The 23,361-nt window shown below is 45.1% G+C and carries 17 protein-coding genes and 4 pseudogenes; 6 read left to right on the top strand and 15 right to left on the bottom strand.

The genetic code is table 11. The features are described from left to right. Window positions 1-90: 90 nt before the first annotated feature. Window positions 91-954, bottom strand: a pseudogene (locus DYE66_RS02660) (IS982 family transposase). Window positions 955-1,294: 340 nt separating this feature from the next. Here DYE66_RS02660 and DYE66_RS02655 point away from each other — a divergent pair. Continuing rightward, the gene (locus DYE66_RS02655; protein ID WP_002997640.1) at window positions 1,295-1,657 is read left to right on the top strand and encodes a class Ib ribonucleoside-diphosphate reductase assembly flavoprotein NrdI; all 363 of its coding nucleotides are present in this window, start codon (window positions 1,295-1,297) and stop codon (window positions 1,655-1,657) included. Between the two features lie 99 nt (window positions 1,658-1,756). Here the strand turns inward: DYE66_RS02655 and DYE66_RS02650 are convergent, their stop codons facing one another. After that, on the bottom strand, window positions 1,757-2,617 hold the full coding sequence (locus tag DYE66_RS02650) for an aldo/keto reductase (RefSeq protein ID WP_002997608.1): 861 nt from the start codon (window positions 2,615-2,617) through the stop codon (window positions 1,757-1,759). A 110-nt stretch (window positions 2,618-2,727) separates the two neighbouring features. On the opposite strand from DYE66_RS02650, the gene DYE66_RS02645 reads away from it, so the two are divergent. From DYE66_RS02645 to DYE66_RS02635, 3 genes and pseudogenes are all read left to right on the top strand, one after another. Next, window positions 2,728-3,594, top strand: a complete 867-nt coding sequence (locus DYE66_RS02645; RefSeq protein WP_002997648.1) for a LysR family transcriptional regulator — start codon at window positions 2,728-2,730, stop codon at window positions 3,592-3,594. Between the two features lie 156 nt (window positions 3,595-3,750). Continuing rightward, window positions 3,751-4,031, top strand: a pseudogene (locus DYE66_RS02640) (type II toxin-antitoxin system RelB/DinJ family antitoxin). Window positions 4,032-4,034: 3 nt separating this feature from the next. After that, window positions 4,035-4,297: pseudogene (locus tag DYE66_RS02635) on the top strand (type II toxin-antitoxin system RelE/ParE family toxin). 177 nt (window positions 4,298-4,474) lie between these two features. Here the strand turns inward: DYE66_RS02635 and DYE66_RS02630 are convergent. From DYE66_RS02630 to DYE66_RS02620, 3 genes are all read right to left on the bottom strand, one after another. Beyond that, a complete protein-coding gene (locus DYE66_RS02630) occupies window positions 4,475-5,095 on the bottom strand; it encodes a TetR/AcrR family transcriptional regulator (RefSeq protein ID WP_002997591.1) in 621 nt (206 codons plus the stop codon). A gap of 223 nt (window positions 5,096-5,318) precedes the next feature. Beyond that, on the bottom strand, window positions 5,319-6,464 hold the full coding sequence (locus DYE66_RS02625; RefSeq protein ID WP_002997643.1) for an ABC transporter permease: 1,146 nt from the start codon (window positions 6,462-6,464) through the stop codon (window positions 5,319-5,321). Between the two features lie 4 nt (window positions 6,465-6,468). Next, entirely contained in the window at window positions 6,469-7,191 is a 723-nt protein-coding gene (locus DYE66_RS02620) for an ABC transporter ATP-binding protein (protein ID WP_019787999.1), read from the bottom strand. Between the two features lie 204 nt (window positions 7,192-7,395). On the opposite strand from DYE66_RS02620, the gene relB reads away from it, so the two are divergent. Beyond that, window positions 7,396-7,686 carry a type II toxin-antitoxin system RelB/ParD family antitoxin gene (gene relB, locus DYE66_RS02615; RefSeq protein WP_002997623.1) on the top strand — a complete coding sequence of 97 codons (291 nt, stop codon included), beginning with the start codon at window positions 7,396-7,398 and terminating at the stop codon, window positions 7,684-7,686. 567 nt (window positions 7,687-8,253) lie between these two features. On the opposite strand, the pseudogene DYE66_RS02610 reads toward relB, so the two are convergent. The 4 genes and pseudogenes from DYE66_RS02610 to DYE66_RS02590 form a co-directional block, all read right to left on the bottom strand. Then, window positions 8,254-9,780 (bottom strand): annotated as a pseudogene (locus DYE66_RS02610) (IS1182 family transposase). 55 nt (window positions 9,781-9,835) lie between these two features. Continuing rightward, window positions 9,836-10,435: a TMEM175 family protein gene (locus DYE66_RS02605; RefSeq protein WP_002999033.1), complete on the bottom strand. Its 600-nt coding sequence runs from the start codon at window positions 10,433-10,435 to the stop codon at window positions 9,836-9,838. Window positions 10,436-10,794: 359 nt separating this feature from the next. Next, window positions 10,795-11,103: an LlsX family protein gene (locus DYE66_RS02595; protein WP_002999029.1), complete on the bottom strand. Its 309-nt coding sequence runs from the start codon at window positions 11,101-11,103 to the stop codon at window positions 10,795-10,797. Window positions 11,104-11,115: 12 nt separating this feature from the next. Next, entirely contained in the window at window positions 11,116-11,637 is a 522-nt protein-coding gene (locus DYE66_RS02590) for a PadR family transcriptional regulator (protein WP_002999074.1), read from the bottom strand. A gap of 130 nt (window positions 11,638-11,767) precedes the next feature. Here DYE66_RS02590 and DYE66_RS02585 point away from each other — a divergent pair, with 130 nt between their 5' ends. Beyond that, a complete protein-coding gene (locus DYE66_RS02585) occupies window positions 11,768-13,453 on the top strand; it encodes an MFS transporter (RefSeq protein ID WP_002999014.1) in 1,686 nt (561 codons plus the stop codon). Window positions 13,454-13,689: 236 nt separating this feature from the next. Here DYE66_RS02585 and DYE66_RS02580 read toward each other — a convergent pair whose 3' ends face one another. The 6 genes from DYE66_RS02580 to rpoC form a co-directional block, all read right to left on the bottom strand. After that, the gene (locus DYE66_RS02580) at window positions 13,690-14,613 is read right to left on the bottom strand and encodes an ABC transporter ATP-binding protein (RefSeq protein ID WP_002999065.1); all 924 of its coding nucleotides are present in this window, start codon (window positions 14,611-14,613) and stop codon (window positions 13,690-13,692) included. Next, the gene (locus DYE66_RS02575; protein WP_002999036.1) at window positions 14,610-15,659 is read right to left on the bottom strand and encodes an ABC transporter ATP-binding protein; all 1,050 of its coding nucleotides are present in this window, start codon (window positions 15,657-15,659) and stop codon (window positions 14,610-14,612) included. The genes DYE66_RS02580 and DYE66_RS02575 overlap by 4 nt, the downstream gene beginning before the upstream one ends. A gap of 10 nt (window positions 15,660-15,669) precedes the next feature. Further along, the gene (locus DYE66_RS02570) at window positions 15,670-16,701 is read right to left on the bottom strand and encodes an ABC transporter permease (protein WP_002999038.1); all 1,032 of its coding nucleotides are present in this window, start codon (window positions 16,699-16,701) and stop codon (window positions 15,670-15,672) included. Between the two features lie 10 nt (window positions 16,702-16,711). Further along, entirely contained in the window at window positions 16,712-17,626 is a 915-nt protein-coding gene (locus DYE66_RS02565; RefSeq protein ID WP_002999070.1) for an ABC transporter permease, read from the bottom strand. Window positions 17,627-17,730: 104 nt separating this feature from the next. Beyond that, complete coding sequence (locus DYE66_RS02560; RefSeq protein ID WP_002999023.1) at window positions 17,731-19,395, bottom strand: peptide ABC transporter substrate-binding protein; 1,665 nt, start codon at window positions 19,393-19,395, stop codon at window positions 17,731-17,733. A 313-nt stretch (window positions 19,396-19,708) separates the two neighbouring features. Continuing rightward, window positions 19,709-23,347, bottom strand: coding sequence for a DNA-directed RNA polymerase subunit beta' (gene rpoC / locus DYE66_RS02555; protein ID WP_044123864.1), 3,639 nt, complete (start codon window positions 23,345-23,347; stop codon window positions 19,709-19,711). Window positions 23,348-23,361 lie beyond the last annotated feature (14 nt).

Raw genomic sequence — 23,361 nt, 5'->3', positions numbered from 1 at the left:
AAAAACGCATAAAATCATTGCTTTTAGAGCGAAGATGTTATGCGTTTTTATTGATGCTTATAATGAAAAAATTGAGACGTACCCGTGGTGCTAGTTCACAATAAAATAGCTCAGATTATAGGTTAGTATAATTTGTTCTAGCATTAGCTGAATCCCAGCTAGACCTCTGGCTCATGTATGCTCGATTCCAAACAAACTACAGAGCTCGGAAAAGCGTGTCTCAATGGTTCTACGCATGGCTAGTAACTTCCAGTTGTTGTGTTCAGTTGAACCCTGCATATTTTGTCGCCAAGGTGTCCATAAGTGATAGCCCCTCTTGTTTAGTTCCTCTTTAAGGGACTGACTAAGGTAACCTAAATCTCCTAGAATAAACGGTTGCCTACAGTTTTCAAGTAATTCATCAACAGCTCTGATATCATGAACAGAGGCTGGCGTGACAACATAGTTCAAAATATAGCCCGATAAAGTCACTAACATGTGAACTTTAAAGCCATAAAACCACATCTGCTTGGAAGCATTGTAGCCAATATCCGCTAACCCATTGAGGATTTTGACCCTATGATTGCGAACGGGTTGACAAAGAGGCAAGGGAAAGCTATCAATAATGACAATGGAATCTGCTGGTATTTGTTGGTTCAGGCCTTGTCGAATCAACTGAATGAGCCAAATCAGATTTTGGGATCGACGATTGAAGCGACTTCTTTTGAGTCTCTTTTCCAAGCAAAATAGATGACACATCTGGTAAAAGTGATGTTGTGACTTAATTCCCAGTTCTGCTTGTAGGACAAGTAAGGTTAAGAGGGACTCATCGGAGACATGAGCTAATTTGACATTATGTCGGTGCTTAATAGCTTCTGGACAATAGTTTTGATAGAACCAATGACAAATTTTGGACAATTGCTTCACCTTATATTGTAAGTGATGACAATTAGCGGTATACTGTAAGTGGCTCATTTGGACAACCTCCTGTTTGATTTTTGCACTTACAGTATAGTCCAATTGGGCTTTTTTCGTAACTTTTTAACTAGCACCACGGGTGAGACGTATCTTTTGATACGCCCCTACATGTATCCTTGACGAACAAGGCTTTAGACTAGTTATAGTCTATCAAAATAATAGAGAAAATCAACCTCTACTTATTGATTTTCAGCTAATTTGGTACATATCTGGTTAAAGTTAAAGTCAATCTCAAGCACAGACGGAGTGTTCAATCTTAAACAAACTTTTCCTTACTCCTTCTGACTTGGTGTATAATGTAAGGGACACATCAGAAAGTTAGGAGAAGGGAAATCTCATGAAAATTGTCTATGCTAGCCGTCAGGGCAAAACAAAAGAATTAGTCCAAGCTCTGGGATTTGACCAAACCCTTCAGATTGAAAGTGGTCAGGAAGTAGTGAACGAGCCCTTCGTCCTCTTCACCTACAGCGACAAAGTTGGAGAAACACCTGATTTGGTCAGCCAGTTTTTGGAAAGGAATCATCAAAACCTCCAAGCTGTTGTTGCAACAGGCTCTCTTGAGCGCCATCGGGAAACCTTCTGCTTCGGTGGTCAAAAAGTTGCCCTCAAATACGGTGTTCCTCTCTTAGCCACAATCAACGGGCGTGGAAGCAAGACCGATGAAGCCAAAATCCTAGAAGCCCTTGCCCAACTAGGATAAGTATACAGGGATGGCTCTTATGGTGACGAGCACCACTTCATCTTCATACTAGTGCAAAAAACTCTAAACAGGGAATCCTGTCTAGAGTCTTTATTTTAATTAGTTTTTAAGGGCTGTAAGGCTGGAACCAAAGATAGCCTCGATGGCTGCTGGATCGCGGTGGTCGAAGAATTGGCTCTGGCCCTTGTCCAAGTTAGCCATGGTTTCCATGTCTTCTTGGTCTAGGCTGAAATCAAAGACATCAAAGTTTTCTTCCATCCGTTGCCGGCGGACAGATTTTGGAATGACGACAATGTCTCTTTGCAGAAGCCAGCGCAGAATGACTTGACCGTTGGTCTTGCCATATTTTTGCCCGATTTGAGCGATAGTTGGATTAGTAAAGATGTCATGCTTGCCTTCGGCATAAGGAGCCCAGGCTTCTACCACCACATCTTCCCCTTGGAAATAGGCAACATCGGACCCTTGTTGAAACCAAGGATTGACTTCAATTTGATTGAGAACTGGCTTCACCTGGCTCATCAAGGTCAGATTCTTATACTGGTCAGGATAAAAGTTAGACACGCCCAAGGCACGCAACTGACCAGCTTGATAGGCTTCTTCCATGGCCCTCCATGCCCCAGCCACATCACCATAGGGTTGGTGCAGCAGATAAAGGTCGATATAATCGGTTCCCAACTTCTTTAGAGAAGTTTCAATGGCCACCTTAGCCTTTTCATAGCTGGCATCAGCTACCCAAAGTTTGGTGGTTAGAAAAATTTCCTGGCGTGGAATGCCACTCTTCTTGATGGCAGCCCCTACTGCTTCTTCATTCCCGTAAGCCGCAGCCGTGTCCAAGAGGCGATAACCGGCCTCCAAGGCATTGAGTACGGCTTCCTCACACTCCTTCAAGTCCGGAACTTGGAAAACCCCGAAGCCCAGTTTAGGCATTTTCAAACCATTATTCAATGTAAGATATTCCATTAGCTTTACCTCTTTTCTTTGATAAGCCTATTCTAACTCAGATTTCTAGACTTGAACAGAAGCAAGTTTGTATGCTAGTATACAGTTAACGTATACTAAAGGAGCCAAGCATGCTGGATAATGATTTACTAGAGCAATTAGTCACCTTTGCAGATTTGGGGACCGTTTCGGCTACCGCCAAAAAATTATTGGTAAGCCAGCCCTCCATCACACGGGGGCTGCAAAAACTGGAAGAAGAATTGGGGGTCAAACTTTTCGACCGCCAGGCCAATAAACTTAGCCTGACTAAAACCGGAACTCTGGCGGTTCAGGAAGCTCGCTCCCTCCTGCAAGCTCAGGCCGATTTTATCAAAAATCTTCAAGCCTTTGACCAGAAACAAAATAAAATCAAAATCGCCTCTGTTGCTCCAGGCCCTCTCCTACTACTATCGGAGCGCTATTCCCAACCAAACCAACTTAGCCTGCCAGAGGAAGAGGACTTCATCAAATCCGACCAGATTCAGGACTTGCTTGAGCGACAGCAGCTAGACCTAGTTTTCAGCAACCAAGAAATCCAGACTGATAAATTAGAATCGCTTTACTTGGGACAAGAACAACTCTTTGTTAATCTAGATCCCTTTACAGCCCTGGCTGCCAAACAGAGCTTGCATTTTCAAGACTTGAAAAACATGAACTTCATCGTGCAAGAAGCTATCGGTATTTGGCGACAAATTATCGAAGAGGCCGAGATTCCTGGACTTAAATTTCTTTACCAAACAGATGACCAAGCCTTCTCAGTCATTACCAGTTATTCCAACTTTCCCTATTTCACCAGCAACCTAACCTTGGCCCTTGAACCAGATAGAAGCAAAGATCGCAAAGTTTTGCCCCTAATGGACGAACGAGCTAAACTGGACTTCTACCTAACCTACCCCAAGGAGAAAAAGGCTAAACTGGCCAACTTTATCAAGGAAGTCCAGACAATCTGGCCGAGATAAGAGGAAAGTTGGCGAGCCACTGAGGGTCGTAAAGAAGGTGTAAAATTAGTGGTCTATAAATCTAGTCGTCAAGTTCTCTATACCCTTTGCTCAAAAAGTTGCATTTGTTTAACATTTGCGATTCAATTTCCTTGAAATAGATAAGGAGGACAGACCATGGCAAAAACTGCAAATATTAACTTGAGAATCGAACCCGAAACCAAGGCATGCGCAGAAAGTCTCTTTAATAGTTTTGGGATTTCCGTGACAGATGCTATCAATATTTTTCTCAACACCTCTATCATGGAGGGGGATTTCCTTTCCAAATTAAGCAACCCCGCTACAATCATGAAACTGAGGCTGCCATCGAAGAGGCCCGTCGTATCATAGCTAAAGAGGAAAAAGCGAAAACCTATGCAAACTTGTCTGAACTCTTGGACAACTTAGATGAGGACTAGCTTATGCTCAAGCTTGTTGCTACCAAACAATTCAAAAAAGACCTAAAGGAAATTCGTAAACGAGGGCTAGCATTAGATAAGCTAGAATCTCTCATCGCTCTCCTACAAGCCGAAGATGTGCTTCCCCAGAGTTACCGGGACCACGCCTTGGTCGGAGTTTTCGAGAATGTCAAATCGAACCAGACTGTCTCCTAGTCTACGCCGTAGATAAAGACCAGCTAATCCTGACGGCCACCAGAACTGGCAGTCACTCCGATTTATTTTAAGGATAAAAAGAAAACGAGTACAAAATCGTACTCGTTTTTTGTCTTTATTGAAATTCAGTCCCCAACTTGACACAGTCATCTCTATCACTTCCCCATCCGATAGAATCATCGGTGTGAAAAGTTGACAGAAAGGAAGGTAAACCTTGGTAGCAAGATTATTCGATTAGCAATTACGACTTACTTGGTCAAGTTTCGCAAAATTTCTTCTTCAATATCCGCCAAGTCTCGGGCTTCTTCCTGACTAACTAATCCCAAAACCTGGGTCTGATAGAAATAGGTTAAGAGCGGTCCGACCATTCGTCGAATCAGACTGGCTAGAGGTAAATCCTTACGAAAATTTGGATCACTGAGTTTAATTTTTTGCAGGACCTCCAAATCTTCTAAGCCCTGAAAGTTCTTCAAGAATTCCATTTTAAAATTTTGATTGGTCAAAAACTGCTGCATAAGAATCTTGAGTAAGGGCGCATTGGCCTTGATAAAAGTCCAACGGTCCTGCACCAAGAAATGTACTGCCTCCTGCAATTTTTCATAGGCCAAAAGATTGCTAAAAAATTCATCCTTAATCTTAGGCATTACCGATTCTAGAATAGCCAGTAGCAAATCTTCCTTAGTTTTGAAATATTTAAAAATCGTAGCCTGGCTGACCCCAGCCTGGGCTGCAATTTGGAGGGTTGAAGTCCCATCAAAGCCCTGGCTAGCAAAAAGCTCAATGGCAGTGGCCAGGGCCCATTTTTTGCCCGGCGGCATCTTCTCCTCCGACAAAATCTGAAGGTAATCCTTAATAATATTTTGTGGCATAATTTCCTCAATCCGTTTTATTACTAACTAATTATATCTACTCTTGCCAGTCTTGACAAGATATTTACTGCTAGTTTAGGTAAGCCGAAGCAGGGTTTTGTATCTGATGGCTTTAAAACCAGACAATCGGTTATAGGGCTTGGCTAGAATTTGCAAGAAGCCCAAACCGCCCTAGCAGTTCTTGTAGTCAGTCTAGTAAAAAACAATAGACTGACTTTGTCCTTCAGACTTTCCGGTAGCGTTTCATGCCCCAGATGTTAAGAATGGTTAGGATGACTACAAAGAGGAGGAGAATCCAGAGGTCGTTACTGATAGCTAAGAAGCCTTGACCTCGCATCATGACCTTGGTCAGGGCATCGCCCGAATAGGATAGGGGCAGGATTGTTCCAATCACCCGAACCCAGCTGGCCATGGAGTCCAGAGGGATCAGTCCTGAGAAAAAGATTTGAGGGATGACAATTAAAGGAATGAATTGCATCATTTGGAATTCGGACTTGGCTAGGGTAGACAGGAGGATACCAAAGACCAGAGCAACCAGAGCCATGAGCACATTGACCATGATAACATAGCCGATATTTCCCACTACCTCAATATCTAGGAGCCAGACAGTAGCAAAGACGATGACCAGAGTTTGCACCACAGCCAGGAGGCCATATGCAAGCAGGTAGCCGAAAACGATGTCACTGCGTTTAACGGGTGTGGCCAAGAGACGATCCAGGGTTCCACTAGTGCGTTCCTTGAGCAAGGCCATACCTGAAATCAAGAAAACAAAGAAGAAAACGATATAGCCCATCAGGATGGGAATCATCTTATTGAAAAAGTTAGAATCCTTATTTCCGTAGTTATAGCTCTCCTTGAGACTGATCTTGGAGATCTTGGGACTAACTTCTTGATTAGCCAGCTGTTTTTGGGCTTGTGGCGGTAGTGATTCTTGCACTTGCTTGAGTTTAGTGCTCAAGCCTTTCATCCCATCCACCAACTGACTGGTTGAGTCCTTGGCAATGGCTGCCTTTAGGGCCTGTTTGACTACGGCGGTCTTTGAAGCATCTGTATTGGCATAGCGGACCTTAAGTTCCTTATCTCCTTTCTGGGTCAAAACAGCATCGACCTGGCCCGTCTTCATATCAGCCTTGGCCTGCTTGAGGCTAGTATAATTTTTCAGGGTCACATGCTTAGTGTCTTGAAGATTTTTGACCACCTGACCGCTAGTATCAACCCTTGCAATGGTGACATCAGTAGTGGTATTGGCCGAGAACATAACATTCATCAGCCACATAATGATAATAGGGGCGACAAACATGAGGGCCAGCGTCCTTTTATCCCGCAACATTTCCTTAATAATTCTTTTACTAATAGCTAGAATTCTCATAATCTTACTCCTCGCTTGCTTCTGCTTCTAAGAAGACATCTTCAATGGAATCGACCCCGTAACTCTCTTTAAGCTTTTGCAGCTTATCGCAAGCGATAATTTTACCTGCCAAAAGTAGAGCAACACGATTGGTCAGTTCCGCCTCGTCCATAACATGGGTAGTAATGATAATGGAGCGTCCCTGATCTCGGATAGTCCTCAGCTCCTTCCAGACTTCCCTCCTCAAGGCAGGGTCAATCCCAACCGTAGGCTCATCTAATACCAAGAGCTCAGGATTGCCCAGTAGAGCGATTGCCAAAGATAAACGTCGCTTCATTCCACCAGAATAGGCGGAAACATAAATTTTCAAGCTATCTTGTAAATCCACAACTTTGGCCACATGAGCGATTGCTTGGGCTAAGTCCTTATGCATCAAACCCTTCATCTGGCCGAAAAATTCCAAATTCTCCAAACCTGTCAAACTCTCATAAAGGGCATCAGACTGAGCCATATAGCCGATTCCGCCTAGAACATGGCGATTAGGCATCTGTTTATCCAAGACCAGAGCCTGACCGCTATCCGACTTTTCCATGCCCAACATGGTCTTAATCAAGGTGGATTTACCAGCCCCAGAAGGCCCAATTAAGCCTAGAATTTCTCCCTTGGATAAGGTCAAACTAACCCCATCCAAGACCGTCTGGGTCCCAAAGGCCTTGTGCAAATCCTGCAAAACAATCCGATTTTCCATAACTGTCACTTCCGTTTAAAGAGCAAGAACAAAGGTAGGATAAAAGGCTATCCCAGTCATTTGTTCAATCTAGAGAGGTGAGTGACCACTCACCTTATTACAAGTTCTATTGTAGTGAGTGTTCACTCACCTGTCAAGAAAAATTCCACAAATTTTTATGGTATAGTAATTGATATAAAAAGAAAGGTAAAGCGAGGTCCTATTATGTCTACTTTGGCTCCTGATAAAAAGATTATTAATTTCCAAGCAGACCGAGGATTAGTGGACAAAGCAAAACTAATTTTAGAGCAACAAAATACAACGATGTCAAAGGCCTTCAACCTCTTTTTAAAGAACATCGTCGTCACTAAAGAACTTAACTTACTAACAGAAGACGAATTAGAAAAAGAGCAACTGTTCAAGCAGTTGCAAGCGGAAGCCCAAGCCTCCTACGCTTCATTTGAAAAAGGTGATTACTATACGGACGACGAATTAAAAGAACGCTATGGACTATAAAAAGTATAAAATCGTCTACTCCAAGTAAGTCATTCAGCCACTTGATGATGTTTTTGACTATATCAGCAAGGAACTGAAATCCCAAGTTAATGCTAGAAACAAGATTGCCAGCATTCGACAGGATATTCAATAGCTAGAGTTCTTCCCAGAAGCCGGTTCTAATGCCGATGAACGCTTCGGCAAGAAATTAGATCCCAATTTTACAACCAGAGGATTTCCCTTAAGTCGGGACTACCTTGTTCTCTACACGATTGTCGAAGATGAAGTTAGGATTGCCTATCTCTTTTCCACAAAAGTGATTATATAAAGTTATTAAAGCCATCCTCAAAGAAATAGCAAAAAGCCTATGAAACTGATGTTTCATAGGCTTTTATACTGTCAGAATCAGACAAATAATTGGTCACCTGATACTCGTAAGCTTTTTATATTATTACTAACTAAAGATAGTACAACATAAAAAAACGAACCTCAATGGGGTCGATTTTTTAGATTTCTTGTAATGAGTCTGGGACAAAATCCGTTTGAGCTCGAAAAATAGAGGATCACTTGTTGGTGACCCTCTATTTTTTAGGTTCGGTTGCTTCTCCTGTTATATTTGATGAGATTATTGGCCATAAGGGCCAATCCCATGTCAATCTTGACCTGTCGTTTCCCCCGCAGATTACACCTTTTGTAACCCAAACAAGCCTTTATCTGCCCAAAGACAGGCTCCACATCAACCTTGCGTTGTGCGAAAACTTGACTGCCCTCAGGAGATAAAAGCGCTTGAGCTTCTTTTTGCTTTAAGTATTGGTACCGCTCGTTGATATATAGCCCCTTTTGAGGAGCTAATTCAGGCTCCTCAGCCTGGTAGACCTTAATCTCTTGTTCAAAACCTGTTTGCGTTTTCTGGTGTTTGAGATGATGAAACACCTATTTCCAGCCCTCCGGATGGGTGTAGCTATCCTCTTTTTCATTATAGTGCCAATTGGCTAGATTCTTGTCAGACTTTCTGTAGCCCCTCTTTTGTTCCTTATCAAACCTGCCATACTTAATCAAGTGATTAATTTCCTCTTGGTCAAGAGTTAGTAGGTTCTCTTCACTACCATAACCAGCATCTGCGACAATAGTCTTGGCGTCATGGGGATAGGAGTCTAAAAATGGTAAGAGGGTCTTGGTGTCTGTCGGATTTGGGAAGCTATCATAGTGGAGAACAAATTGATTCTCAGTAGCGATTTGGAGATTGTAGCCAGCCTTCAGTTGACCATTTCTCATGTGGTCGTCTTTCATCCGCATAAAAGTGGCGTCTGTATCTGTCTTTGAAAAACTATTGCGACCAGTGAAAGTGGCTTGATAGGTCTCATACTTTTGTGCACGGGCTGAAAAATCATCCCTTACCTTTCGAAGGACTTTCTTGAGTTTCCGACGCTTTGTTTGACGCTCATCCTTTCCTTTGACAGGATTTTCTTCGATGGCTTGGTTAACTGATTTCAATTCTTCCTCAAGGATTTGGGAAAACTCTGTCAATTGTTCAGAAGTTACAGGCTCTTGGTCATCTAAGACAATGGCCTCTTGAATCAAAGGATTAATTTCCTCTTGAAAATAGGTTTTTAGAGTCGCTTGAAGTTTGGCAGAAAATTTATCAACAGCCTTCCGCCAAACAAAACTGTACCTGTTAGCGTTAGCCTCAATCTTAGTCCCGTCAATAAACAAACACTCTAAGGACACTAATTCCTCCATTTTCAACTGAAGGTTGAGGTCAATAAAGAGATTACGAATCAGCTCCTCCATCCCAGGAGCCACACGAAAACGATTGATTGTCCGGTAAGAAATCACCAGCTGACCTGTTAAGTATTGCATGGCAAGATTTTCCACCATCATTTTTTCTATCTTTCGTCCGGAAAAGATCCCTTGAGAATAAGCAAATAAAAGGGCTGCTAGGAGTAATTGGGGATGGTAAGAAGGCCGCCCAACCTCATGATAAAAGTTTAGAAAGGCATTATCATCTAGTTTATTGACCACCTTTTCAATCGTAAAAACGAGATGGTTGTGGGGTAAGAATGCGCTTAATTCTAGTGGCAGAGTCGTTTGATTTGTGTTATAGTGACTGTACATGAGGTAGCCTTTCTATTATTTTTTTGTCAACGATATTTTATCAAGACTACCTATGTCAAGCAAAAAGCAACGGCATCAAAACCGTTGCTTTTTCGTTGGCTGAGGGATGGTTTTGTCCCAAGCTCAACGCTGTGATAAGGACTGACCACATCATGGCTGGTGGGTAGAAAGTCAAGGTCAGAATAAAGCCCAGTAACTTGATGGCAATGTCCCAGGCCATGAATCGGTTGTGCGACTTGGCCATGGACTTAGTCATGGAAGTTCCTGACATCTTAGCCAACTCGGCATACATCCAAACATTGGTAAACGACACTAGGAGGACAATGACACCGTAAGCCGCTTGGGCAATGGGGTTATTAAAACTTTCCGAAACAATGGTGGTCACGTAAGGGAAAAGAGAGGAGAAAAAGAGCAAAAGAAGGGAAATCCAAACCAGCTTGTTGTTGATTTTCTCAAGGCCATCCCAGGAGCGATGCAAGTTGACCCACATGGTTCCCAACCAGAAGAAGGAAATGGTATAAGCAAAAAAGTTCATTCGCAAAGCCCAAAATCCAGCCAGACTGATAACCTCTGGCTTTTTCAATTCCAAGACCAAGATAGTCATGATAATAGCCAAGACGGCATCAGTAAAGGCTACCAGACGTTCTTTATTCATGAATAGCACCTCCAAAACAGACCCCATTATAACCCAAATAGCCGACTTTGACAAAAAACGAGATTGGTTTGAACCTGCTTCCGCACTTCCTGTCAGTTGACTACAAAAAGGCCCACGTCATAATCGTGCAAGTCCTTAAGATCAATATCTCGAGGATTGCCCATTTTGTGAGATAGTCGCAATCAGCCTTCATCTACTAGCTTCCAGACTAGCTAGCTACTCGTTTTCCTAAATAGCGAGGTTTCAATCTACTTATTACTAACTAAAGATAAACACACAAAAAAATCGAACTCCATCAGTCTCGATTTTTTAATCTTGATTTCCTTCGTCCGCTGGAAAAATTTGCTTTTCGAAGAGGATTATTTCAGCCGGCGGTTCCGCCACCAGTTGCCCAAGATATATTGCAAAAAGACTGTCAGAAGCATAAAACCAAAGCAGATCCAGCCACGATTGGTGCCGTAGTCACCAGTTTCGTGATAGCTAGAGCCCAGCTTAATCAACCGATAGATGGGCAGGCCAAAAAAGCTGATGGTTGACTGGGCCAGCTGAGCCTTGTAGGCAGCTTGAATACCAAACCAAATCTTGATGGACAGGACTGCCATGCCAGCCAGAAGCCCAACCAGGAGAGTGAGAATCATTTTCAAACCGGATTTAATTGTTGGTCCCATTAGGCATCCTCCTTATTTTTCAAGGTCTTTCAGGGCAGCCTCCAGGACCTGCTTGGTTGCTTGATAATAAGCTAGACCATACTTAATGGTGATTTCTTGAGTACTGGTCAGTCCCCCTTCCCCCTGCCAAGCTTGGAGATTATCCTGCAGTTGCTGAATTCTCTCCTCCTTGCGAGCAATTCCTTCCGTCAAAAGAGGTTGCAGGTTCTCCTTAGATAGGTCTGGGGCGAAGAAAAGTCGCATGAGTAGATCTGATTTAACCGTTTCAACATCAACATCTGACTCAAAATAAGCCGCAAACTCTTCTCGGCCAGCCTCAGTAATAGCAAAGACATTCTTATTGGGCCGTCCTTCTTGAATGACGATCTCTTTTTTTATCTTGCCCTCCGCTTCAAGTTTGCGCAGGGTAGGATAAATCATCCCATAAGTCCCATCGTAAAAATAAGAGAGCTGAGTTTCCAAAATATTTTTAATATCGTAACCCGTCCGCTCCTTGCGGCTCAAAATCCCCAAGATAACATCTCTGCCTTTCATGGCCTGTCCTCACTTTCATTTTAATTATAAAGGTATTTCAAATAACTGTCAACAAAAATATAGTTGACATTATTATTTATTTAGTTTATATTATTATCATTAATATAAATTACAAAAAGAAGGTACTCCTATGAAACGTCTATTTACTATTTTCGCTATGTGTATCGGCATTTTTCTCTGCATGCTAGACACTACCGTCATGAACATCGCCCTGCCTACTATCCAAGATAGCCTCAAGGTCAGTCTCAACAACCTCCAATGGGCCCTCAATGTTTACACCATCGTCTTTGCCTCCCTGACCATTCCTCTTAGTAAATTAGCCGAGAAATATGGCAAGCAAAGATTTTACCTTTTAGGCTTGACCACTTTTATGCTGGGTTCCCTCCTTTCCGCTATCAGCCAGGACCTAAGCTTCTTGATTGTCGGTCGGGCTATCCAAAGTCTTGGGGCAGCCCTTGTCTTCCCTCTCTCTATGACCTTGGGAATCAGTACAGTCAGTGTCTCGGCCCGTACCAAGATCATTGCTGCCCTTGGGGTAACCCAGGGCCTGGCTGCCGCCCTGGGGCCAACTATCGGTGGCATTCTCACCCAATATTTGGGTTGGCGATGGATCTTTCTCGTTAATCTCCCCTTGATGATTATTTCTTTAATCATTTGTCTGATTTGCTTCAACCGCCAAGAAGAAAAAGAATCAGCCAAGATTGACATTTTGGGGGCTATCCTCAGTATGGCAACCCTCTTTTCTCTGACCCTGGGTCTGGTTCAAGGACGCTCTTGGCATTGGACCAGTCCTGCTATACTGGGCCTTTTAACTGGTTCTGTCATCCTACTAATTCTATTCATCTGGTGGGAAGGCAAGGCAGAAGATCCAATGATACCCTTAACTCTCTTTAAAAACAAAGAATTTACGGGATCGGCTATCACAACCGTCCTCTCTAATATCTTTTTAGTCGCAGTAACGGTTGTCCTACCAACCTACTTTACCCGAGTTCAAGGAAAGACTGAATTGGAGGCGGCCCTTCTAGTAACTCCCATCACCGTCATGATATTTATCTTTTCCGCTCTAGCCGCCCTCCTACTCAATAAGTTTGGGGCTCGCTGCATTATCACTCTTGGTTTTACTCTCATGACCACTGCCTATATCCTCTTCACTAAGATTGATATGACTAACAGTCTACAGACAACTCTAACCTGCCTAGTCTTAGGGACTGGTTACGGAATTATTGCTGGTCCCATCACGGTTTTGGCAGCTTCGGATTTTACCGGCAAACTTCTGACTGCCTCCCAAAGCGTGGCTGGAGTCTTGCGTCAGGTCGGGATTGTGCTTGCCGTTGCCATCTATGTGACTGGTCTTTATAGCAACCTAACCACAGCAAGAAATGAATCGGTTAGCTATATTAAAGACCAAGTCAAGACGGTCCAAGTTTCCAAGGATAAGCAAAAGACCATCGCCGACGCTTCTATCAAGGCCCTAGGTAAGACCAAACAAGCTAAAACGACCAAAGACCATTTTAGTAAAGAAGACAGACAGGCCATCATTGAGCAAAACTACCAGAAAACCTTGAGGAATTATCCAAGTCAGCTACCTAACCAAGCCAAGCAGGCTATTCACAGTAAGGTTAAGACCCAGGTTCAGGCCAAACTAAGAACCATTAACCAGCAGATTAACAAGGCCATCGCAACTATCAAGAACTATGCCAAAGGTCGCTATACCAAGGCCTTTACCAAACTCTATCAATACTCCATCTGTTTTGTCGGACTGGCCATCTTCACTTCACTGCTCTTTCCCAAGAAAAATAGTGAGGTAGTTGGGTAATTTTTCAGGCTAGCAAAAAAGCCTCGAGCTTACTTTAGTTGATACTCGGGGCTTTGGCCTTCCAAATGGACACTTTATGTTTCCAATAATTATTAGTTCCTAAAAAACCCTCATTCAAAATCCCAAGTTTTCTTACTTAAGACCCCACAAAACAATCAATCCGCAAAAATAGAGGCTTCACCTTTTGCGAGTCTCTATTTTTGCGAGTCCAAGCGGGAATATCCCAAAACTCATTTTTATTTCTTATAATTTTCAGCCTCTTGGTCGGTCGCATAGACGAAGTGACCAGAGGTGATTTCGTGCATGATACGGGCTTGGCCATCCTCTTCCAGACTTGGGTCGTAAACCTGTGGAATGCGGTTGCGTTCGCTTTCTGGATCCGGCTCTGGAATAGCCGACAAGAGCGACTTGGTGTAGGGGTGGATAGGGTTATTGTAAACCTCATCCGCTGGTCCTACTTCTAAGAGCTTGCCCCAGTGCATAACACCAATCCGATCAGAGATATATTTAACCATAGACAAGTCATGGGCGATAAAGAGGTAGGTCAGGCCTTGGTCATGCTGGAGTTTTTGCATGAGGTTGACCACCTGAGCCTGGATGGAAACATCCAAGGCAGAGATAGGTTCATCGGCCACGATAAATTTAGGGTTAACGGCCAAGGCTCTGGCAATCCCAATCCGCTGGCGTTGACCACCGGAGAATTCATGGGGATAGCGAGAGAGATGGTCCTTATTGAGGCCGACCAATTCGATCAGCTCTTCCACCTTCCGCTGCCGCTCTTCCTTACTGGCGGTCAAGTGGTGAATATCCAAACCTTCGGCGATAATGTCCCGAATGGTCATCCGACCATTAAGGCTGGCCTGAGGGTCTTGGAAAATCATTTGGGCATCCTTGCGGAAGTCGTGCAGGCCCTTACCCTTGAGGCTGGCGACAGATTTCCCATTGAAACTAATGTCGCCACCATCAATATCATAGAGCTTGAGGATGGAGCGACCAATGGTGGTCTTACCAGAACCGGATTCCCCAACCAGACCGAAGACTTCACCTTCATAGATGTCGAAGCTGACATCGTCAATGGCCTTGACTTGGTTAGATTTCCCCCGATTGAAGGTCAGGGAAACGTTCTTGACTTGGACTAATTTTTTGCGGTCTTGGGTCATTTTTGTCTCCCTTCTAATGCTTGCCAGTCTTGCCAACGTTTTTGGATAAAGTCTGGCGGGGTCACTTGGGGTGCTCGCTCATCCAAGAGCCAGGTGGCTGCATAGTGGCTATCAGATACCTTAAACATTGGCGGCTCTTCCTCATGGTCAATATCTAGAGCAAAGGCATTTCTGGCCGCAAAAGCATCACCCTTGGGTGGATTGAGCAAGTCTGGTGGCGTTCCTGGAATAGCTTGCAGGCTGCCAGACTGGGTGCCGGTTGTCGGCATAGAGCCTAGCAGGCCCCAAGTGTAAGGGTGTTGAGGATTGTAGAATACCTCATCAACGGTCCCGTACTCAACAATCTTACCAGCGTACATGACAGCCACTCGGTCAGCCATGCCAGCCACCACACCCAAATCATGGGTGATGAAGATAATGGAGCTCTCGGTCTGCTTTTGAATGCCCTTCATCAGATGCAAAATCTGTGCCTGAATGGTCACATCCAGAGCCGTTGTCGGTTCATCGGCAATGAGGATTTCTGGATTAGCAGCCAGGGCAATGGCAATGACAGCCCGTTGCCGCATTCCTCCAGACCATTGGTGGGGGTAATCATTAGCGTGTTCACGCGCATTAGGAATACCAACCTTCTCCATCAAATCAACAGCGATTTCAAAGGCCTGGTCAAATTCCATTTCCTCATCGTGAATGAGGATAGGCTCAGCAATCTGTTTCCAAATCTTCATGGTCGGATCCAGACTGGTCATGGGGTCTTGGAAAATCATGGCAATCTCATTACCACGCACATCGACCCAATCTTTTTCACTTAGGTCATTAAGATTGCGCCCCTTGAACTGAATGTCCCCTTCGACCTCAGCATTCTTGGCTGACAGCCCCATCAGGGTCCGGGTGGTCACGGATTTCCCTGAACCAGACTCACCAACGATGGCCAGAGTTTCCCCCTTGTGCAGGTTAAAATTAACCTTACGAATAGCCTTAACATCTCCAGCATAGGTGTGGAAGGTCACACGGAGGTCTTTGACACTTAAAATTTCTTCTTTTGACATAGCAACCTCCTTACTCATCAGCATTTGACTTAGGGTCAAAGGCATCTCGCAGGCCATCACCCAAAAGGATGAAAGCTAGGGAAATGAAGACCAGAGCCAGGGCCGGAATAATCAGCTGGTAGGGATAGTATTGCAGGTACTCTTGGGCATCGGTAATCAAAGACCCCAGAGAAGCCGTCGGTGGCTTAACCCCCAGATTGATGGCTGAAAGGACCGCTTCATACATGATGGCACTCGGTACGGTCATCATGATTTGAACAATAATAATCCCAGAGATATTGGGCAGGATATGCTTGAAGGCAATCTTGATTTTACTTTCCCCTAGGGTCCGTGAAGCTAGGACAAAGTCCCGCTCCTTATAGGACAGGGTCATATTACGGACCTGACGGGCCATGGCCGTCCAACCTACGATAGCAATGGAGATGATAATGGCCGTTACCCCATTTCCCAGAAGGAGACCCAACATGGTCACGATAACTAGGTTAGGAATGGAGGAGATAACCTCGATAATCCGCTGCATGATGGTGTCGGTCCGACCACCGATAAAGCCGGAAATCAGGCCGTAAGTGACCCCAATCAAGAGGTCAATCAGGGTCGCCACAACGGCAATCAGAAGGGAAATGCGAATCCCAACCATGACCCGTTTAGCGACACTACGGCCTAGGTTATCGGTTCCCAGGATAAATTTCTTGCCCTTGGGAACCTCTTGTTCCTTGTAAACATCGGTTTTCTTATCGGCACCAGAGTATTTGATAGTTCCGTTCCAGAAAGGCAGATGGTCACTAATTTTAGGCGGTAAATTCCGATAGGTGGTCACCTTATTACTGTTAAAGGTATTAGCATCTTCCTTGCTGACAAAGGCTGTTGAAGCTACTGCAAAAACCAGCATGAAGGCCAAAAACCAGAGGGCCACTAGAGCCAATTTATTCTTTTTCAACCGTCGCCAAGCATCCTGCATAAAGGTCAGGGTTGGCTTTTGGATTTTTTCTTGCGAGAGGGAACTGCCCGCACCCACAAGTTTGAATTTTCTTGTATCTTCCATGATGTCCCCCCTACTGCAAGCGAACCCGAGGATCGGCAATACTAATGACAATATCGGTCACCAGAATGGCCACCATCAGCATGAGGGCGTAAACAATGGTGGTCCCCATGATGACTGGGTAATCCTTGGTCGGAATTGAACTGACAAACTGTTGCCCGATCCCAGGAATAGAGAAAATTTGCTCAATCAGGGCCGAACCAGTCAAAATATTAGCCGCCAGAGGGCCAACCAGAGTCAGAACCGGAATCATGGAGTTGCGGTAGGCGTGTTGACCTATAACTTCAGCTGAAGTCAGCCCCTTAGCTCTGGCTAACTGGATATAGTCTGTGTTGAGGGTCTCAATCATCTCACTGCGGAAGAAACGCGTCACCTGGGCGAAGACCGGAATGGCCAAGGCCAGGGTCGGCAAAATCGATTGGGCAAAGCTTCCCCAACCCACCAAAGGCAGGAGATTCCACTTGAAACCAAGATAGTCCAAGAGGAAGAGCCCGATAATGAAGGAAGGAACGGAGATACCAAGGGTTGAGATTACACTCAAGACACCGTCAATCCAGTTGTTCTTATTGCGGGCGGAAACCGCACCGACAAAGAGACCAGCAATAATTCCAACAACCAGGGCCTGAATTCCCAGCTGGGCTGAAACTGCCAAGCGTTGACCAATCAGGGTCGAAACCTTTTGATTGATGGAGGCGTAGGAAGTTCCCAAATCGCCGTGCAGAATATTCCAGAGATAGGTCAGGTATTGTTGCCAGAGGGGTTTATCCAAGCCATACTGCTTGTTCATCATGGCAATCATCTGGTCGGTCAACTTGGGATTGTTGTAAGGAGTCCCTGGTAGAACCTGCATGAGAAAGAAAGATAGGGTGATAACCACCCAAAGGGTGACCAGCAAGATTGCTAGCCTTTTCAATAAATATTTCACCATAATTTTGATTCCTTTAAAGGGGGCAAGCTAGAAAACTGGGCAGGAAGAAAGGCTAATCGGTCAGGTGGATCTTGCGATTTCTTCCCCAGCCCTATCTTGCCTCTTTACTTCTTGTAGGCGTAGGTAAAGTCGACTTGCAAACCTGTCGCATTATGAACGACACCCGTCAAATTCGGATTTTGCAGAGCTTTGGTCGAGCGGAAATAAATAGGATTGTAAAGGGCCTCATCATAGAGGGCCTTTTCTGCCGCCTTATAATCGTCAGCACCAGCAGCTGGGTCCAAGGCATCGGTTGTCAATGCTTTTTGGTAGGCTGCATCGTAATCAGCGTTGGAGAATTTCCCATAGTTATAAGCGGAGTCAGATGGGAAGAGGCCGTAGAAGGTTGAACCTTCTGGATAGTCACCGCCCCAGAGAACCAAGGCCACATCGAAGTTTTGGTTTTTGGTGTCCTCCAAGCGTTGCTTAAAGGTGACAAATTTTTCCTCCACCGTTAGACCTGGCAGGGCACTTTCCCAAGTTTCCTTTATATAGTCAACCGCTGCCTTACCAACTGGACTATCCGAGTCAGCCGTAATGGTCAGCTTAAGCGAGCTTTTGCCGATTTCCGACAAACCAGCCTTAAAGTGTTGGGCAGCCTGCTTAGGGTCATAGGTATAACCTGGGGCGACATAATCGGTCAGGTCTTGACCATTTGGTAATTTTTCCATACCAGATGGAACCAGGGCTGTCGCTGCCTTAGAACCTGTATCGACTGCCGCCTTGACAATGCCTGGACGGTTGGTAGCCAGATTGAGGGCCTGACGAATATTTTTATTACTTAGACCTGGAACCTTGCCCGTTTCATTGTAGACAATGTAGCTGGTCGTTGCTTCAGGAACCTTGATGACATCCTTATTGTCCTTATTGGCATTGTACATGGCTTGGGTACTTGAAATGGTCGCATAGTCGACATCGCCCTGTTTGTACATCTGCACAGCTGTATCTGGCTTCTTGATGGTCTGCACAGTGATGGTTTTCGTCTTGACATGCTTAGCATCCCAGTAATACTTGTTTTTAACTAACTTATAGGTCGTATTGGTCCCATTCCAGCCTTCAACCTTATAAGGGCCTGAGTAGAGGGAATATTTAGAAGCCGTTCCGTAATTATCCCCAGCCTTATCCACAAAAGCCTTCTTTTGCGGAACAAAATTCGCAAAGGAAAGAAGGTTTTTAAACTGAGGAGCAGGCTTGGACAGAGAAAAGATAATCTTATTGCCTTGGGCCTTGACACCTAGATCAGAGAGGGGTTTCTTACCAGCAATCACCTCATCAGCATTCAGTAGATGGACATCTTGAGTTAAATAGGCATATTCAGAAGCCGTCTTGGGATCAACAATCCGCTGCCAGGAATAGACGATATCTTGAGCCGTTAAATCGCTCCCGTCCGACCACTTGAGGTTATTTCGTAAGGTGGCTGTATAGGTCAGGCCATCTGATGAGACCTCAACCTTCTTTGCTAAATCGGGCTTTAAATTTCCCTTCTTATCAACACGAAGGAGATTACTACCCGAGTTCCCAATGGCAATGGAGGAATAAGTATCCGTCACCTTGGAAGCATCCAAGGTAATCACTTCAGTCGGGGTTGTCCAGTTAATCTCATGTTTTGTCTCATCAGGCTTGCTCATATTATAGGCAAGGCCAGCACCAACCAAGACTAGGCCAGCAACCGCAATCCATTTGGCATTCTTACGAAGTTTTTTTCTGAATTTTCTTTTTATTAATACCATAAAATTCCTTCTCACTTAGATGTCAGGGCGCCCCGACAACTGGATTATCCAGTCAAACAAAAATAGACCTAGACCGACCAAAGACTGAGGTCTGTCTAATCCATTTTCAGTGACTGTAACGTTTTCAATTATAGCAGTTTATTAAGGAAATGTAAATATTCCGTTTCGTTTTCTTATCAGCTTTGAGGTATCAAACCAAGTTAAACCTGGTGATTTCCCTGATTTGACAAGGAAAAAAGCCCCTCCTAGCAACTAGGAGAGACTCAAATCTTCTTTTTATATCTATACAGATTTTAAGAGTAAGTCTGATATTTTATTCAGCAACTGGGGCTTCTTCTGCACTTGGTCCCACTTCTTCTTCAATGATTTCAACCTCATTGACGGCCTGTGGTTCAATGTTGCGGTAGCGGGCCATACCAGTACCAGCTGGAATAATCTTACCGATGATAACATTTTCCTTAAGACCCAGCAGGTGGTCCTTCTTACCACGGATAGCCGCATCGGTAAGGACACGAGTGGTTTCTTGGAAAGAAGCTGCTGACAAGAAGGAGTTGGTTTCCAAGGAAGCCTTGGTGATTCCCATAAGGACTGGACGGCTGGTTGCAGGAATACCGCCAGCGATAACAATTTCCTTATTGGCATCGGTAAAGTCAGCGATGTCCATGAGGGTACCTGGCAGAAGCTCAGTGTCTCCTGGATCCATAACCCGAACCTTGCGAAGCATTTGCCGAACCATAACTTCGACGTGCTTGTCACCGATTTCTACCCCTTGGCTACGGTAAACCTTTTGGACTTCGGCCAGGAGGTAAGTTTCAACGGACAAGGTATCACGCACTTCCAGCAAGTGTTTTGGTTGGATAGACCCTTCGGTCAGGGCAGCACCACGAGAAATCTCATCGCCCACTTGGACTTTCATCCGAGCAGTAAATGGTACCACGTATTCACCCTTACCGGTCTTGCCTTCAACGTAAACCTTCTTGGTTCTTGTTGCCGCATCTTCTACGATGTCGGTTACGCGACCCTTGACTTCTGTGATGACCGCTTCCCCTTTAGGGTTACGGGCTTCAAAGATTTCTTGGATACGTGGCAAACCTTGGGTGATATCGGTATTAGAAGCAACACCACCGGTGTGGAAGGTCCGCATGGTCAACTGGGTACCAGGTTCCCCGATAGATTGGGCAGCAACTGTACCGACAGCTTCCCCAACTTCAACGGCATCACCGGTTGCCAGGTTGATACCGTAACAATGACGGCAGACCCCATGGCGGGTGTTACAAGTGAAGACGGAGCGGATGGTAACTTCTTCAACGCCAGCCTTGACAATTTCAGCGGCCATATTTTCGGTAATCAAGGTGTCAGGCTCAACCAGAACTTTACCAGTCTCTGGGTGCTTAACACTCTTCTTGGTGTAACGACCAACCAGGCGTTCTTGCAAGGTTTCCGTTACTTCCTTACCATCGGTAATAGCTGTAATGGTCAAGCCACGGTCAGTGCCACAGTCATCCTCACGGATGATAACATCTTGAGCCACGTCAACCAGACGACGAGTCAGGTAACCTGAGTCAGCAGTCTTGAGGGCCGTATCGGTCATACCTTTACGAGCACCATGGGTTGAGAAGAACATTTCCAAAACGGATAGACCTTCACGGAAGTTAGACAGGATTGGCAATTCCATGATTTGGCCATTAGGAGCAGCCATCAGACCACGCATACCAGCCAATTGAGAGAAGTTAGAGATGTTACCCCGAGCTCCTGAGTCCATCATCATAACGATAGGGTTCTTAGGATCTTGGTTGGCAATCAGGGCTTCTTCCAATTCTTCCTTAGCTTCACGCCAAGTATTGGTAACAGCTGTGTAGCGGTCATCATCGGTCATGAGACCTCGACGGAAGGCTTTGTTGATTTGGTCAACCTTAGCATGGGCCGCATTAATGATTTCTTGCTTATTGTCAATAACTGGGATATCGGCGATACCAACGGTCAAACCAGACAGGGTTGAATGGTAGTAACCCAGGTCTTTCAAACGGTCAAGGAAGGCAGATGTTTCTGTCGTCCGTAGGCGTTTGAAGGTTTCAGCAATGATATTACCCAAGTGTTTCTTCTTGAAAGGTTCATTGATCTCAAGAGCTTCAATAGCTGGCTTGATATCGGTACCTAGTTCCAAGAAGTACTTATCTGGGGTCTTTTCTGTTAAGTTGCTGTTGGTTGGTTCTTGTAGGTAAGGCAATTCTGCTGGCATGATGTCGTTGAAGAGAATCTTCCCAACTGTCGTAATCATGACCTTGCCCTTTTGGTTTTCGGTCCAAGGCTTTTCAGGCATGCTATCGGTTGCAATACCAACACGAGTATGCAAGTGGGCAAATCCATTGCGATAAGCCATGATAGCTTCATCCTTATCCTTGAAGACCATACCTTCACCTTCACGACCGGCATCTTCCATGGTCAGGTAGTAGTTCCCCAAAACCATATCTTGAGATGGGGTAACGACTGGTTTACCATCTTTAGGGTTAAGGATATGTTCTGCCGCCAACATAAGGAGGCGGGCTTCGGCTTGAGCTTCCTCAGACAGAGGCACGTGGATAGCCATTTGGTCCCCGTCAAAGTCGGCATTGTAGGCTTCACAAGCCAGTGGGTGCAAACGCAGAGCCTTACCATCAATCAGAACTGGTTCAAAGGCTTGGATACCAAGTCTGTGCAGGGTAGGTGCCCGGTTAAGGAGAACTGGGTGTTCCTTGATGACATCTTCCAGAATATCCCAGATACGTTCGTCACCACGCTCAACCATGCGCTTAGCAGCCTTGACATTGCCGGCATATTCGCGAGCCACAATTTCCTTCATAACGAAAGGTTTGAAGAGCTCGATAGCCATTTGCCGAGGCACACCACATTGGTACATCTTGAGGGTTGGACCAACAGCGATAACGGAACGACCTGAGAAGTCAACCCGTTTACCCAGCAAGTTTTGGCGGAAACGCCCTTGTTTACCCTTGAGCATGTGGCTGAGGGATTTAAGGGGACGGCTACCTGGACCTGTGATTGGACGGCCACGACGACCGTTATCAATCAGGGCATCGACAGCTTCTTGCAACATCCGTTTTTCATTTTGGACAATGATACCTGGTGCATTGAGCTCCAGAAGGCGAGCCAAACGGTTGTTCCGGTTGATAACCCGACGGTAGAGGTCATTGAGGTCAGAAGCCGCAAAACGACCACCGTCCAACTGAACCATTGGACGCAGATCCGGTGGAATAACTGGCAGGATGTTGAGCACCATCCATTCTGGCTTGTTAGCAGATTTTTGGAAGGCATCGAGAACGTCCAAGCGACGAATAGCCTTAATCCGTTTTTGGCCTGACGCTGTCTTCAATTCTTCCTTGAGCTCAGCAATTTCAGCATCCAAGTCTACTTGCTTCAGGAGGTCTTGAACAGCCTCTGCCCCCATTTTAGCCACAAAGGAACCATAGCCGTATTCTTGCAATTTTTCACGGTATTCCCGCTCGGTCAAGATAGACTTGCGCTCCAGCGGAGTATCCTTAGGATCAATAACCACGTAGGCCGCAAAGTAGATAACTTCTTCTAGGGCCCTTGGGCTCATATCCAAGGTCAAGCCCATGCGCGATGGGATACCCTTGAAGTACCAGATGTGAGAAACAGGCGCCTTCAATTCGATATGACCCATACGTTCCCGACGAACCTTGGCACGAGTCACCTCAACCCCACAGCGGTCACAGACAATCCCTTTATAGCGGATTCGTTTGTATTTACCACAGGCACATTCCCAGTCCTTAGTAGGGCCAAAGATGACTTCATCAAAGAGCCCTTCACGTTCGGGTTTGAGCGTGCGGTAGTTGATTGTTTCAGGTTTCTTAACTTCCCCGTAGGACCAAGAGCGGACCTTATTAGGAGAAGCTAAAGTGATTTGCATACTTTTAAAACGATTTACGTCAACCACTAGTATTACCTTTC

The organism is Streptococcus downei MFe28 (assembly GCF_900459175.1).
Taxonomy (GTDB): Bacteria; Bacillota; Bacilli; order Lactobacillales; family Streptococcaceae; genus Streptococcus; species Streptococcus downei.
This window is presented reverse-complemented; position numbering and strand designations above follow the sequence as displayed.

What these genes read in the sequence shown, in the direction of transcription:
- DYE66_RS02655 (WP_002997640.1), top strand. Translation starts at nt 1,295, where the DNA reads ATGAAAATTGTCTATGCTAGCCGTCAGGGCAAAACAAAAGAATTAGTC.
- DYE66_RS02650 (WP_002997608.1), bottom strand. Translation starts at nt 2,617, where the DNA reads ATGGAATATCTTACATTGAATAATGGTTTGAAAATGCCTAAACTGGGC.
- DYE66_RS02645 (WP_002997648.1), top strand. Translation starts at nt 2,728, where the DNA reads ATGCTGGATAATGATTTACTAGAGCAATTAGTCACCTTTGCAGATTTG.
- DYE66_RS02630 (WP_002997591.1), bottom strand. Translation starts at nt 5,095, where the DNA reads ATGCCACAAAATATTATTAAGGATTACCTTCAGATTTTGTCGGAGGAG.
- DYE66_RS02625 (WP_002997643.1), bottom strand. Translation starts at nt 6,464, where the DNA reads ATGAGAATTCTAGCTATTAGTAAAAGAATTATTAAGGAAATGTTGCGG.
- DYE66_RS02620 (WP_019787999.1), bottom strand. Translation starts at nt 7,191, where the DNA reads ATGGAAAATCGGATTGTTTTGCAGGATTTGCACAAGGCCTTTGGGACC.
- relB (WP_002997623.1), top strand. Translation starts at nt 7,396, where the DNA reads ATGTCTACTTTGGCTCCTGATAAAAAGATTATTAATTTCCAAGCAGAC.
- DYE66_RS02605 (WP_002999033.1), bottom strand. Translation starts at nt 10,435, where the DNA reads ATGAATAAAGAACGTCTGGTAGCCTTTACTGATGCCGTCTTGGCTATT.
- DYE66_RS02595 (WP_002999029.1), bottom strand. Translation starts at nt 11,103, where the DNA reads ATGGGACCAACAATTAAATCCGGTTTGAAAATGATTCTCACTCTCCTG.
- DYE66_RS02590 (WP_002999074.1), bottom strand. Translation starts at nt 11,637, where the DNA reads ATGAAAGGCAGAGATGTTATCTTGGGGATTTTGAGCCGCAAGGAGCGG.
- DYE66_RS02585 (WP_002999014.1), top strand. Translation starts at nt 11,768, where the DNA reads ATGAAACGTCTATTTACTATTTTCGCTATGTGTATCGGCATTTTTCTC.
- DYE66_RS02580 (WP_002999065.1), bottom strand. Translation starts at nt 14,613, where the DNA reads ATGACCCAAGACCGCAAAAAATTAGTCCAAGTCAAGAACGTTTCCCTG.
- DYE66_RS02575 (WP_002999036.1), bottom strand. Translation starts at nt 15,659, where the DNA reads ATGTCAAAAGAAGAAATTTTAAGTGTCAAAGACCTCCGTGTGACCTTC.
- DYE66_RS02570 (WP_002999038.1), bottom strand. Translation starts at nt 16,701, where the DNA reads ATGGAAGATACAAGAAAATTCAAACTTGTGGGTGCGGGCAGTTCCCTC.
- DYE66_RS02565 (WP_002999070.1), bottom strand. Translation starts at nt 17,626, where the DNA reads ATGGTGAAATATTTATTGAAAAGGCTAGCAATCTTGCTGGTCACCCTT.
- DYE66_RS02560 (WP_002999023.1), bottom strand. Translation starts at nt 19,395, where the DNA reads ATGGTATTAATAAAAAGAAAATTCAGAAAAAAACTTCGTAAGAATGCC.